The sequence below is a fragment of the Pseudidiomarina terrestris genome (assembly GCF_030466375.1).
Taxonomy (GTDB): domain Bacteria; phylum Pseudomonadota; class Gammaproteobacteria; order Enterobacterales; family Alteromonadaceae; genus Pseudidiomarina; species Pseudidiomarina terrestris.
The window spans coordinates 702,397-715,403 of the sequence record NZ_JAGGJE010000001.1; the positions used below are offsets into that span (position 1 = coordinate 702,397).

9 protein-coding genes are annotated in these 13,007 nt (G+C 51.2%); 4 read left to right on the forward strand and 5 right to left on the reverse strand.

Annotated elements, in window-relative coordinates:
* Window positions 1–55 precede the first annotated feature (55 nt).
* Window positions 56–187, forward strand: coding sequence for a hypothetical protein (locus J6J28_RS03290; RefSeq protein WP_301719899.1), 132 nt, complete (start codon window positions 56–58; stop codon window positions 185–187).
* Here the strand turns inward: J6J28_RS03290 and J6J28_RS03295 are convergent.
* The 5 genes from J6J28_RS03295 to nadK all read right to left on the reverse strand — a co-directional run bounded on the left by J6J28_RS03295 (window position 184) and on the right by nadK (window position 8,776).
* Window positions 184–2,781, reverse strand: a complete 2,598-nt coding sequence (locus J6J28_RS03295) for an EAL domain-containing protein (RefSeq protein WP_301719900.1) — start codon at window positions 2,779–2,781, stop codon at window positions 184–186. The genes J6J28_RS03290 and J6J28_RS03295 overlap by 4 nt on opposite strands.
* A gap of 85 nt (window positions 2,782–2,866) precedes the next feature.
* Window positions 2,867–5,608, reverse strand: coding sequence for an insulinase family protein (locus J6J28_RS03300; protein ID WP_301719901.1), 2,742 nt, complete (start codon window positions 5,606–5,608; stop codon window positions 2,867–2,869).
* A gap of 51 nt (window positions 5,609–5,659) precedes the next feature.
* Window positions 5,660–6,007 carry an outer membrane protein assembly factor BamE gene (bamE, locus tag J6J28_RS03305; RefSeq protein ID WP_301719902.1) on the reverse strand — a complete coding sequence of 116 codons (348 nt, stop codon included), beginning with the start codon at window positions 6,005–6,007 and terminating at the stop codon, window positions 5,660–5,662.
* A 119-nt stretch (window positions 6,008–6,126) separates the two neighbouring features.
* The gene (recN, locus tag J6J28_RS03310; protein ID WP_301719903.1) at window positions 6,127–7,806 is read right to left on the reverse strand and encodes a DNA repair protein RecN; all 1,680 of its coding nucleotides are present in this window, start codon (window positions 7,804–7,806) and stop codon (window positions 6,127–6,129) included.
* Between the two features lie 76 nt (window positions 7,807–7,882).
* Window positions 7,883–8,776, reverse strand: a complete 894-nt coding sequence (gene nadK, locus J6J28_RS03315; protein WP_301719904.1) for an NAD(+) kinase — start codon at window positions 8,774–8,776, stop codon at window positions 7,883–7,885.
* Window positions 8,777–8,879: 103 nt separating this feature from the next.
* Here nadK and grpE point away from each other — a divergent pair, with 103 nt between their 5' ends.
* The 3 genes from grpE to dnaJ all read left to right on the forward strand — a co-directional run bounded on the left by grpE (window position 8,880) and on the right by dnaJ (window position 12,983).
* Entirely contained in the window at window positions 8,880–9,527 is a 648-nt protein-coding gene (gene grpE, locus J6J28_RS03320; protein ID WP_301719905.1) for a nucleotide exchange factor GrpE, read from the forward strand.
* A 273-nt stretch (window positions 9,528–9,800) separates the two neighbouring features.
* Window positions 9,801–11,723, forward strand: a complete 1,923-nt coding sequence (gene dnaK, locus J6J28_RS03325; protein WP_301719906.1) for a molecular chaperone DnaK — start codon at window positions 9,801–9,803, stop codon at window positions 11,721–11,723.
* Window positions 11,724–11,834: 111 nt separating this feature from the next.
* Window positions 11,835–12,983, forward strand: coding sequence for a molecular chaperone DnaJ (gene dnaJ, locus J6J28_RS03330; protein ID WP_301719907.1), 1,149 nt, complete (start codon window positions 11,835–11,837; stop codon window positions 12,981–12,983).
* The last annotated feature ends 24 nt before the right edge of the window (window positions 12,984–13,007 follow it).

Sequence of the window (13,007 nt, forward strand, 5' to 3'; positions counted from 1 at the left end):
GCTGTGTTGTTTGTTGTCTGCGCTGATACTTTATGTTCAAGCTTTGAAAAATGCTATGGCAGCGAAACGCTGGGCTGTTGCTGGATTACTGTTAGGCCCTATCGTACTGCCACTGTTTATCTCTCAGAAACGTCTTACCTTAATGCGCGCTTTAGGGCGTGACCACGTATTCTGGCAGCCGCGTTAATCTTTGGTTGCCCCAGCGAGAGTCGTTGCGATGTGAGCAAGGAAGTGTTCACGTCGTAGTGGCTGGGCGAATAAAAAGCCCTGCGCGAACTCACAGTCCAGTGTACTCAGTGTCGACGCCTGCTCATGGTTCACGACGCCCTCTGCGACGACATCGAGGCCCAGATTGTGCGCCATAGCGACGATAGAGGCGACCATGTTGCGGTCTCGTTCTGCACCATTGATGTCGTCAATAAAGGCCTTATCAATCTTAAGCGTCTGGATAGGGAAACGTTTCAGATAGGCCAGCGAAGAGTACCCTGTGCCAAAGTCGTCCAGTGCCAGATGAATGCCGCAATTGTTGAGTTCGGTCATGATTTCTATGGCATGTTCCGGATCATCCATCACCACGCCCTCGGTGATCTCCAACTCAAGGTGCTCAGGAGCTAAGCCTTCTTCTTTCAGGATACCCATAATATGTTTGGCGAGATCAGGCTGTAAGAACTGTTTCGCTGACAGGTTTACTGCCACCCGGCCCTGCACGGCGCCGGCCTCAACCCATTCACGCATATCGCGACAGGTTTGGCGTAACACGCGATCACCAACTTCGATGATAAGGCCTGTTTCTTCGGCGAGCGGAATAAACTCAGCAGGACTTATCACGCCGCTATCCGGTATTTCGAGACGGACCAGCGCTTCCAGACCGACAAATTTGTTGGTGCGCAGTGACACTTTCGGCTGGTAATGAACCTGCAAGTAATTATTGCGCAGGGCTTGGCGTAGCTGATTCTCGACTTGCAGCCGGCGCACTGCGTTCTTATTCATGGACTCGTTAAAGAACTGGTAGGTATTACCGCCGCGATTTTTCGCGTGATACATGGCGGTATCGGCGTTTTGCAGTAATTCCTGTGACGACTGGCCATCGTTGGGATAAACCACAATACCTATCGAGCTGCTCACCACGATGTCATGGCCGCTGATATGGAAAGGCTGTGCCAGACATTCAAGGATGCGCTTCGCTGTTGAGGTGATAATCCGCACATCAGCAGTATCTTCAAGAATTAAATTAAACTCGTCGCCACCTAACCGGTAGAACGTATCCTGCGGGCGGCCGACCTCAGCGACACGCTCGGCCACGTGCATCAGCAAGTGGTCGCCAATCTCATGGCCGAGAGAGTCATTAATCTTTTTGAAATCATCCAGATCGAAAAGCAACAGGGCATGCATGATACGTTTGCGTACCAGATTCGAATGACTCACCTGAAAATAAGAACGGTTAGGCAGACCCGTCAGGGTGTCGGTGTTGGACAATCGGCGTAGTTCACGTTCTGCATTCTTGCGATCGGTAATATCCGAGAAGGTTGCCACGTAATAGGAGATTTCATTACTGTCATCGAAGATAGCGTCGAAAGTGAGCTCCATCTGATAAACGGTGCCATCTTTGCGTAAGTCCTCAATTTCACCGTGCCAGGTGCCATGTTGTTGCACCATTTGCTTGATTTGATTGAGATAATCAGGGCTGTACAGGCTAAGCTTCAGGGTATGGCCGAGCATATCGTCGCGGCGATAACCGGTAATCTTACTGAAGGACTGATTGGTTTCGACGACCTGGAACTGATGATCGTATATGCACACCCCATCGGAGATGTTGGTAATCGATGCTGCAAGCATTTTTAGTCGCTCTTCAGCGGTCACCAGCGGAGTGATATCTTTTAAAGTACCGGTCATACGCGCAGGCTGCTGCTGGTCGTCATAGGCGACGATCTTGCCGCGGTCGAGAACCCACATCCAGCCTTTATCGGTAGCCACTCTATAGGTTTGCTCATAATGATCGGTACGGCCATCGAGGTAGTCTCGCAGGGCGCGTTGAACTTTGCGTAGATCAGATTCGTGGATGTTCGATGCGGCGGTCTCAAATACCTCGCGAATGCCATCTTGCGGGAAGCACTTGAGTTGTCTCCAGGTGTTATGGCGGTGCAGCTTGTTGGCTGCGATCTGCCAATCCCAAAGCTGGTCGCCACTGCCCCAGAGACTCAGCTTAAGACGCTCTTCACTGTCGCGTAGTAAGTGAATGGCTTGTCGCCTTGCGCCGAGAATGGTTCCAAAGGCAAGCAGCAGCCCCAGCAATAGGGCAACGTAAATAGCAATTGCCCAGGGTGAGAGCCAGACGGGACTTGCAACTGCAACATCCAGGGTTCGCTCGCCGAGCCAGGTTTCACCGTTAGGGGAGGCCTGCACCATAAAAGTATAAGCGCCAAATCCGAGGTTGGTATAGGTTGCCCGCCGGTAATCGGCATCGGTGTAAATCCACTCTTTATCGAATCCATCGAGTTTGTAACGATAGTAAAGTTTTTGCGCGGCTGGCGCATAAGGCGCGCCAAACTCGATGGTCAGGGGCTGGTCGAGTCTGGGCAGGTACAGGTTTTCGGCGCTGTAGAGCTGAGCGCGGTTACGTTCATCGAGCTCGTTAGCATTAACAGGTTTGTTTGCAACACGAAGCGTGATCAGCTCAACACGCCAGTCGTCTGCACTTACTTGCGCAGCTACCGGAGCGATAAGCGACAAGAACAAAAGCCCTGTCAACCACCACTTTATCAATTGTGTATTGAAACGCACGTGTCATCCTGTTGTTGGGTTGCGTTCGGGCACAACTCTTATTTTTGTTATATATCCGTCAAGTTAAACAATAAACGCGCCGCTGTCAAAGCTCTTTAGGAGTCGCTGTAATAAAGCCATGGCTCTGTTTTGCGGATAATTGTTGCCGCATTTTCTCCAGGAAAAACGAAGTCGGCTTACTTTCAAGCAATTGCGCAATCTGATCGAGACGATCGAACGCCACATTGTACTGCGAAACGCAGGTCCAGAGGCGCTGACTGCGGAGGCGCAAATTGGTGTCTGGCTCACGCAGTTTCTGGACCAGGAACCCGCGGATTTTATCTAAATCGGCATTGCCGAGCTGCTCCAGCTGTTCGGTAAAAAGTGTTACAAACTCTGTGAGTCGGTCAACTAAGGTCGGCGCCGAATAGTCACTACTTTGCACGTATAACAACAGATGTGGTCGTTGCTCGATGGGCATGAAGGTACTGCCAACTACGTAGCCTAATTGCTGATGGGTGCGCAGCTCGTTAAATAAATGAGGCTGAATCAACTGATTGAGTAGCAGCAGGGTCGCCTGCTCGGTAACGTCCATGGACTGGCCCTGAATCACCAACAAGGCAGCGTGATCACTGTGGCGGGTCGTGAGCTTACCGCGTTCAGCGAGTTTACCGGACGTTTTTATACTCGCCATCGTATGGGTTGGCGGAACCTGCGCCTGCAGGCCTTCGCTAAGCTTGAAGTAATGCTGAGCGCCGTCTAGAACCGGTGCAAGACGCTCAAGATCGAGGTCGCCATGGGCCAGCATTTTTATCTCTGTTTGCGCAAAAAGTTGGGCCTGCCAGGTTTTGAATTGCTCGTAATCAACTTCAGCCAGCGCTGCCGCCAGATCACTAAGTGCGTACATATGTGGCTGTAACAGCACATTAAGTCGTGCAAAGAGCAGATTAAGAGGCTTGTTGGAGAGTGCAGACTGCCAATTCGCTTTTAGCTTCTGGTGCATATCATGCCAGCGGGTTTCAGCAAATTGGGGCATCTGAAAACGTGCCAGAATCCGCTCCGTCAATTCAGCGATGCCAACAGAGTAACCACTCACATGCAGGGTAATACCGTAGTGTTGCGGGTAGATATTAAAATGCAGTCCGGCAATCTCAGCATCGTAGCAATCTTCATTCAGACGGTCGATCATCAGCTCACACCAAAGTCGTGCGCAGGCATAGTGGCGAGCGGAGCGGGTTGCTTCGGGCAATATAAACTGGCAATAAATGTGCGCTTTTGGCGCACGAAAATCTGGGTCCTGCAGATGCCAAAGGGTCAGCCCCCTTGCAACCTGATGCTGTTGCGGTGTTGATGCAATCGGCTCACGCAGTTCCAGCGGCGCTTCAAGGGGTTGTAAATAAGGGTTTTCGGGCGGTAATGCTCCCCAGGGTTTACATGGTGCTGACCAACGCTGAAGTTGCGCCTCGGTAAGCGGGCTGAGTTGGTAATCGGTACCATAAATAGGTTCGTGAGCGCTCACCTCAACCTGTTTATGAATCAGCGTGGCGCGCATGTTGTCGGGCGTCATCGCAGCGAGCAACTGGCGAATCCTGGAATGATTCAGGCCGGTCATCCGGTAGTCGCCAAAAATGAGGTCATGCGGGCGATAATGGTGCATGTTAATTGCCAGCTGCGGCGCCAGATCGGAAGTACGCGCCGGCTCCTGAAAACGAAATGCATTGGCGATCACGGTTTGGCGTTCGTTATATCGCCACTCTTCGAGTCCCTGTTGTTCAATTAGGCGCAGGGTGGCAAAAACCTGTTCAATAATGACGTCAGTGGCTTCGAGCCCCTCGTCTGTCAATTGCATGTTGATGTTAAAGTCTTTGAAATTACTACCGCTGATACCACCGCCCGCAGACAAGCTGTTAATCAGGTGGCGCCGGTGTAGTTCGGCAAATAGGCTACCGGGGCCTTCATACCCCAACAAATGAGCGATAAAGCTGGTCGACTTGTGGGGGTAATCGTCATCGATGCCGGGTAATGCGAAGGCAAGAATGAGACGGCGGGCGTCTTTCAATGGCCGTACATTGAGTTGAATACCAAGTTGTTCAGGCAGGTAAAGCGGCTCGGTCTGCGCTGTAATTTCTTCGCCACCACCGGGCACTGGCTGAAAGTAGTCCGTTGCCAGAGACTCCAGCTCGGTCAGCGACTGCGGGCCGGCCAGTACTAATGTCATCCGATTGGCGCGATACCAGCGCTCAAAAAAGGCTTTTAGTTCGCATTCCAGGGATGTGGTATCGCCGGCATCTGTAAGTGTTGCGAGATTGCCAACAGAAAACTTATGAAACGGATGCGCCGGATTGGCGGTGGTTTTATGGACCTGATAAAGCCGGCGCAATTCATCCTTTTGTTTGAGCTTAAACTCAGCCTCAATGGATTGAATTTCCTTGGCGACCCATTCACGATTAAACTTGGGTTGGTAAAAGAAACGGGAAAAGCGGTCTAGTGCAGAGCTAAATGCCTGCGCGTCGCAGGTGAAGTAATAACTGCTGAACTCAGTGCCGGTCCAGGCGTTATGATGGCCGCCATGTTGATGGATAAAATCGTGGTAAGCCGTTGGTTCAGGATAACCATCGGTTCCCAGAAATAGCATATGCTCGAGAAAATGCGCAAGTCCCTGCCGGTTTATCGGGTCGTGAAAGTGACCGGCTGCGACGGCTAAAGCTGCGGTGCTTTGTTCCGACTGGGCATCGTGCACCAAGGCGCAGCGCAAACCATTAGGCAACACGACCATCGCATAGTCGCGATGATCTGTTGGGCTTTGAATAATATCGGTAAAATGGTCGAGGCTGTTGCTCGGCTTCATACACTCCCCGAATTTTTATCTAGCTGCGGAGGTGCGCTGGCAACGGCCTGTTTATTGATCCAGCGGCGTGTCGAAATTCTCTGGCCGGTCAAAATCACCTTCGTAGGTGGCGAGTTTGCCGTCTTCGAAGGTCAGTGTCACGCTACGGCGATAATCACTGCCTTTGCCTGCTTCCATATTAAAAACGTAGTACCAGGTGTCATTGGCGAAAACGTTTTCTGCAACCGGCACACCCAGCACGTAAGCAACCTGTTCTTTAGTCATGCCAACGCGGAGCTGGTTAACGTCGCGCTGCTCAAGATAATTTCCTTGTGGTACATCAATCCGATACACCAGTTTCTCAAATACGGAGCAACCACTTAACGCGATCACCATGCCGATTAGCATAAGTTTTTTCATAAAATACGTTTTACTTCTTGTTTGAGGAGCTCATTAATAAGGATGATAAACAAAGCTATCATGAATAACTAGCCTTGCGCACAAGATTGACCGCAATCTTGTGCGAATGTTCCCTAAAACTAAGAGCCAGTAGCGAGTAATTCCGCGGCATTGGCTTTTGTGGTGGCCGTGATTGTGTCACCGCCAAGTAAACGGGCGAGCTCGATCACACGATGATCATGGTCGAGTGCGGTCATCTGGGTTTCTGTACTTTCGCCGTCGGTGGTCTTGTCGACCCGCAACTGTTGATGCGCCTTAGCGGCTACTTGCGGCAAATGGGTCACACAGATGACTTGATTATTTTGCCCCAACTGTCGTAACAACTTACCGACAGTGGCAGCCGTCGCGCCACTGACTCCTACATCAACCTCATCAAACATCAGCGTGGGAGTGGTTAACTGTGCTGCCGTAATCACCTGGATGGCGAGACTTATACGGGACAGCTCACCGCCAGAGGCAACTTTCGCCAGCGCTTGTAAGGGCTGGCCTGGGTTGGTGGTAACCTGAAAGACCACAGAGTCAGTGCCAAGGCGTGTTGCCGGAGCTTGTTCCTGATGATCTACGGCGATCACAAATCGACCATGAGGCATATTCAGCGCGCGCATGGATGTTGAGATCTGTTCACCAAGTTCTTGTGCCGCACGTTGCCGTTGCTTGGACAGTTTTGCAGCAACTTTACGGTAGTGTTGAGCGGCGGCCTGCACCTGTTCATCGGAATCAGCGAGTTTTGCTTCCGCCGCTTCGAGCTCTGCTAATTCCTCGCTGAGCTGCTGATGAAGCTTGGGTAGCTGTTCTGGATCGAGCTGGTGTTTGCGTGCCAGCTGTACTGCCTGAGTGACGCGGCGTTCCACCTGTACCAGGAGGTCACTATCAACTTCGATTCCGTCGCTATACAACCGCAATTCGCGGGCGGCTTCTTCGATTTGTACACTGGCCTCGCCGAGCAGTTTAACCGCGGGTTCGAGTTGCGGGTCTATGCTCAACTGTTCTTCCAGTCGTAATAGGGCGGTCTGAACCAGGCTGTAAGCGTTGTTGTGTTCGCCTTCATACAGAGCATTTAATGCGAATTGACTGTCTTCTTGCAAGGCGGAGCTGTTACTTAAGCGCTTGTGCTGTAGCTCAAGTTCAGTGTATTCACCTTCGGCAAGCGCAAACTGGTCGAGTTCTTCGACCTGATAACGGACTAACTGTGCGCGAGACTGACGCTCTTCCTGCTTCTGCAGAGCTTCTTTTTGCTGTTTGCGAAGTTGATACCATTGTTGATAAGCAGATTCGACCTCACTTAACAAATGGCTATGCCGGGCATAGGCGTCGAGGAGTTCGAGTTGATGTTCAGGCCGGGTCAGCAGTTGATGTTCATGTTGACCATGAATATTGACCAGCAAGGGTGCCAACTGCTTGAGTTGCGCAACATTGACCGGATAACCGTTGATCCAGGCTTTCGAGCGTACTTCGCGAGTAATGAGACGGCGTAATACGCAATGATCGGGCTCTTCTTCATCCATCAGCTCGTTTTCACTAAGCCAGACTGCAGCCGGAGATTTATGCGGAACCTGAAAGCTCGCAATAACCTCAGCTTTTTCAGCCTCGGCACGGATGGAATCGGTTTCGGCGCGGTCGCCAAGACACAGGCCAAGGGCATCCAGTGCAATGGATTTTCCCGCTCCAGTTTCGCCGGTGATCGCAGTCATGCCTGCTTGAAAATCAACAGTTAATTGACGAACCACGGCGAAGTTGCGGACTTGCAGATGCATCAACATGAGGAACCTCTCTTATCAACCACTGTGTTTACATACAGTATTTATACAGTATTCATACAGTAATGCAAGGAGGTTTTCAGAAGAGTCGGCTACCCCATCCTAATTTGTTTCTTAACACCCTGAAATAACTATGATCTTTAGGGTGAATCAAACGCAATGTATGCGGGTATTTATGGATCAGGACCTCATCTTTCGGGAGGACTTCCATGCGCCGGTGCCCATCGCAGCTGATTTGCAGGGTACCGTTGTCGGGCGCGGGGCGCAGATGCAGGGTACAGTCCGCATCCACCACGATAGGGCGGCTACTTAAAGTATGGGGGAACATGGAGACCAGTGATATAGCGTTCAGGTTTGGGGTCAGGATAGGACCGCCGCCGGAAAGTGAGTAGGCGGTAGAGCCGGTCGGAGTGCTGATGATGAGGCCGTCAGAGCGCTGGCTGTAAACAAAATCATGGTCAACATAGACTTCAAACTCAATCATATGTGCGACTTTGTCTGAGTGCAGCACTACTTCATTAATGGCCCGCCCGACATCGCGACGCTCGCCGTCACGGACGACCTCAGCTTGCAGCAAAAAACGTTGTTCAGAAATGAAATTCCCGTCCAGTACGTCGAGCAATTGCTCCATCACATGGTCGGGATCAAGATCCGTCAGGAAGCCTAAATTGCCGCGATTGACGCCAATCACTGCAACATCGTTTTCACAGAGTACCCGGGCCGCGCCGAGCATATTGCCGTCACCACCGACGACCACGGCTAAATCGGCCTCATCACCAAGGTTGTCAAGGCTAAAGGTGGGGCTGCTGATATCTTCGCCCAGCTGTTTAGCTGTGCGTTCTTCAATGATGACCTCTACTCCGGCATTGGTTAATTCCCGCTCCAGAGTCAGTAGCGTGGTACGCGTTGCTTCATGATTCACTTTGCCCAACAAGGCAACACGTTGAAAGGCATGTTGCGAGGAAGACGCCATAGTAAGTTTCTCCAATTTTGTATGCATTAGCCTTGAATCGAAAAACTGTGCCCCCATAACTGTGCACAAGCTTAGTTATATCACATTGGAAGAGTAACGAAACATGACAAAACACGATTCTGCCAAGGAAAATCAAGAGCACGAAGTAGCGCAAGACGCCGAACATGACACGCAGCAGGATGTTGAAAATGCTGATGTTGAGACCCAACAGGATGGGGATACTCAGCCGGAACAGAAAGCCGGTGAGGCGCAGGGTGACGATGTTGCTGCGCTAAATGAACAGATTGCCGAGCTGGAACTGGCTTTAGCGCAGGCTGAACAGCGTGCTGAAGAGTCAAAGGATCGCGCAGTTCGCGCTGTTGCCGAAATGGAGAACGTGCGCCGTCGCGCCGCCATGGATGTTGAAAAAGCACATAAATTTGCACTAGAGAAGTTTGCCAACGAACTGTTGACCACCGTTGATAATCTTGAACGCGCGCTGGCGATAGCGGCTAACGAAGATACGATTAACGCGAACTTCCTGGAAGGTATTGAACTGACCCACAAGAGCTTACTGACCACGTTACAGAAATTTGGTGTGGAAGCAGTGGGTGAAGAAGGGGAGACCTTCAACCCTGATCTGCATCAGGCAATGTCGATGCAGGCTGCTGAAGGCAAAGAAAACAACACCATTTTGGCGGTCATGCAAAAGGGCTATACGCTCAGTGGGCGACTGTTAAGACCAGCGATGGTGATGGTGGTAAAAAACTGATATCGCGTGGCGGGGCCAGGCGCGAGGCCAGCCCCGACAAAATAGGCGTGAGTTAAAGATTTTACTGATGATTACGGCTGGATTGTCGTCTTATCCAAAGAGCTCAAGCGAGCGGCTGAAATAAATTGTCTAATTCGCTTGTAATCTTCAATCTCAGCCCCATTTATCAGTCATTGCAAAGGGATTTCCAGTCGGCGGCTATTGAAAATGAATCATGACCGCCCCATATCTGGAATAACGAATTAGTTTTGAAAGTTGGAGTTGGAGACAAACATGGGCAGAATTATTGGAATCGATTTAGGTACTACAAACTCTTGCGTAGCAGTACTCGACGGCGACAAGCCGCGCGTGATTGAAAACGCAGAGGGCGATCGCACGACCCCTTCGGTCGTAGCCTTTACTGACGACGGTGAAACCCTGGTGGGTCAGCCGGCAAAACGCCAGGCAGTGACCAACCCGAATAAAACCTTGTTTGCGATTAAGCGCTTGATCGGTCGTCGCTTTAAAGACGAAGAAGTTCAGCGTGATATCGGCATCATGCCGTACAAAATTATTGAAGCTGAGAATGGCGATGCCTGGGTCGAAATTAACGACGAGAAAAAGGCGCCACCGCAAATCTCGGCAGAAATTCTGAAGAAAATGAAGAAAACTGCGGAAGATTACCTCGGTGAGAAAGTCACTGAAGCGGTAATCACTGTACCTGCTTACTTTAACGATGCGCAACGTCAGGCAACTAAAGACGCCGGCCGTATTGCGGGTCTTGAAGTGAAGCGTATCATTAACGAACCTACCGCAGCCGCGCTGGCGTATGGCCTGGACAAGAAAAAAGGCGACAACACCATTGCTGTTTATGACTTAGGTGGCGGTACCTTTGATATCTCAATTATCGAAATTGATGAAGTTGAAGGCGAGCATACCTTTGAGGTGCTAGCGACCAACGGTGATACTCACTTAGGTGGTGAAGACTTTGATAACCGTTTGATTAACTATCTGGTTGAGCAGTTCAATAAAGATCAGGGTATCGACTTGCGTAAAGATCCGCTGGCGATGCAGCGTCTGAAAGAAGCTGCTGAAAAAGCCAAGATTGAGTTGTCTTCTGCACAGCAGACGGAAGTTAATCTGCCGTACATTACGGCCGATAACACCGGTCCTAAGCACCTGGCAATCAAAGTGACCCGCGCGAAACTGGAATCTCTGGTAGAAGACTTGATTACCCGCTCAATGGAGCCGGTCAAGCAAGCTCTTGCTGATGCGGATCTGTCTGTCAGCGATATCCAGGACATCATCGTCGTGGGTGGCCAGACACGGATGCCGAAGGTGCTGCAGGCAGTCACTGATTTCTTCGGTAAAGAGCCACGTCGTGACGTGAACCCTGACGAAGCCGTTGCTGTAGGTGCTGCAGTTCAGGCTGGTGTTTTGCAGGGTGACGTTAAAGACGTCTTGCTACTGGACGTAACACCACTGTCGCTGGGTATTGAAACCATGGGCGGCGTGATGACCAAGTTGATTGAGAAGAACACCACGATTCCGACGAAGCAATCGCAGACCTTCTCGACCGCTGACGACAACCAGTCTGCCGTTACCGTGCATGTGTTGCAGGGTGAGCGTAAGCGTGGGGCTGACAACAAGTCGCTGGGTCAGTTTAACCTGGAAGGAATTCGTCCGGCGCCACGTGGCGTGCCTCAGATTGAAGTCACCTTTGACCTCGATGCAGATGGTATCCTGCACGTGTCTGCGAAAGATAAAGACACTGGCAAAGAGCAGAAAATCACCATCAAAGCTTCGTCTGGTCTGAGCGATGATGAAGTCGAGAAAATGGTACGCGACGCTGAAGCCCATGCCGAAGAAGATCGCAAGTTTGAGGAAATGGTTCAGGTTCGCAACCAGGCTGACGCTCTTGTGCATGCCACTCGTAAGCAACTTGATGAAGTTGGCGATGATTTGGATAGCGCTGAAAAAGAGAAGATTGAAGCGGCTATTACTGACCTCGAAGCAGCTGTGAAAAGCAATGAGAAAGAACAGATCGAAGCCAAGCAGCAAGCGCTGGTGGAAGCCTCTGGCAAGCTCATGGAAGCAGCACAGCAAAAAGCGCAGCAGCAGGACGCTGGAGCTGAAGCCGGTGGTCAGCAAGCGAAGCAAGACGATGATGTCGTCGATGCTGAGTTTGAAGAAGTCAAAGACGACGAGAAAAAGTAATCATACGCCCACCGGGTGTCTGTGATAACAACGCACGGGGGTTGCCAGCAGGTGGCCTCCGTGTGTTTGTGTCAGGACAAAGCTAAATAGGAAAGTGGAAGACGCAATATTATGGCGAAACCAGATTTGTATGAAGTGCTGGGCGTAAGCAGAGATGCCAGCGAACGCGACATCAAGAAAGCCTACAAGCGCATGGCGATGAAGTATCACCCGGATCGTACCAAGGGTGATAAAGACCTTGAACTGAAGTTCAAGGAAGTCAAAACAGCGTATGAAGTGCTGATGGATCCGCAAAAGCGAGCAGCCTATGACCAGTATGGTCATGCCGCATTTGAGCAAGGCCAGGGCGGCTTTGGCGGTGGCGGCGGAGCCGGCGCTGCGGATTTTGCCGATATTTTTGGTGATGTGTTCGGTGATATTTTTGGTGGCGGCGGTGGCCGTCGCGGTCGTGCGCAGGCAGCGCGAGGCTCAGATCTGCGCTATAACCTCGAACTTTCCTTAGAGGAAGCTGTTCGCGGTAAAGAAGTCGATTTAAAAATTCCTAAGCTGGCCGAATGTGAGGACTGTGATGGCTCGGGCGCTCGTGAAGGCTCCAGCGCTGAAACCTGTTCACACTGTCACGGCAGTGGTCATATTCAAATGCGGCAGGGCTTCTTTGCCGTACAACAACCCTGCCCACATTGTCGGGGCCGCGGTAAAGTCATTAAGGATCCTTGCCGGACCTGTCACGGTGAAGGTCGGGTTGAGCGTACTAAAACACTGAATGTGAAAATCCCTGCTGGCGTTGATACCGGCGACCGTATTCGCCTGAACGGCGAAGGGGAAGCGGGTGAAATGGGCGCCCCTGCTGGCGATCTGTACGTGCAGGTGCATGTGCGTGAACACCCAATTTTTAAACGCGATGGCAATAATCTCTATTGTGAAGTACCTTTAAGCTTTACCCATGCAGCTTTAGGCGGTGATATTCAGGTACCGACGCTGGAAGGTAAGGTTAAGTTGAAAATCCCAGCGGAGACGCAAACAGGTAAGCTGTTCCGGCTGCGTGGAAAAGGCGTCCGCTCGGTGCGAACCGGTGCCGTTGGCGACCTAATTTGTAAGGTTGTTATCGAAACACCAGTGAATCTGTCGGACGAACAACGGGATCTGTTGCGTCAGTTGGACGAATCCATGGGTACAGGCGATGAGGCAGCGCACTATCGGCCGAAAGAAAAAGGCTTTTTTGATGGTGTGAAACGTTTCTTCGACGATCTTCGCGGTTAATTCTTCTTTGGAACTCAATCGGAG

Excerpts from the sequence above, each read along its gene's own strand:
- J6J28_RS03290 (WP_301719899.1), top strand. The coding sequence starts at position 56 with ATGGCAGCGAAACGCTGGGCTGTTGCTGGATTACTGTTAGGCCCTATC.
- J6J28_RS03300 (WP_301719901.1), bottom strand. The coding sequence starts at position 5,608 with ATGAAGCCGAGCAACAGCCTCGACCATTTTACCGATATTATTCAAAGC.
- bamE (WP_301719902.1), bottom strand. The coding sequence starts at position 6,007 with ATGAAAAAACTTATGCTAATCGGCATGGTGATCGCGTTAAGTGGTTGC.
- recN (WP_301719903.1), bottom strand. The coding sequence starts at position 7,806 with ATGTTGATGCATCTGCAAGTCCGCAACTTCGCCGTGGTTCGTCAATTA.
- nadK (WP_301719904.1), bottom strand. The coding sequence starts at position 8,776 with ATGGCGTCTTCCTCGCAACATGCCTTTCAACGTGTTGCCTTGTTGGGC.
- grpE (WP_301719905.1), top strand. The coding sequence starts at position 8,880 with ATGACAAAACACGATTCTGCCAAGGAAAATCAAGAGCACGAAGTAGCG.
- dnaK (WP_301719906.1), top strand. The coding sequence starts at position 9,801 with ATGGGCAGAATTATTGGAATCGATTTAGGTACTACAAACTCTTGCGTA.
- dnaJ (WP_301719907.1), top strand. The coding sequence starts at position 11,835 with ATGGCGAAACCAGATTTGTATGAAGTGCTGGGCGTAAGCAGAGATGCC.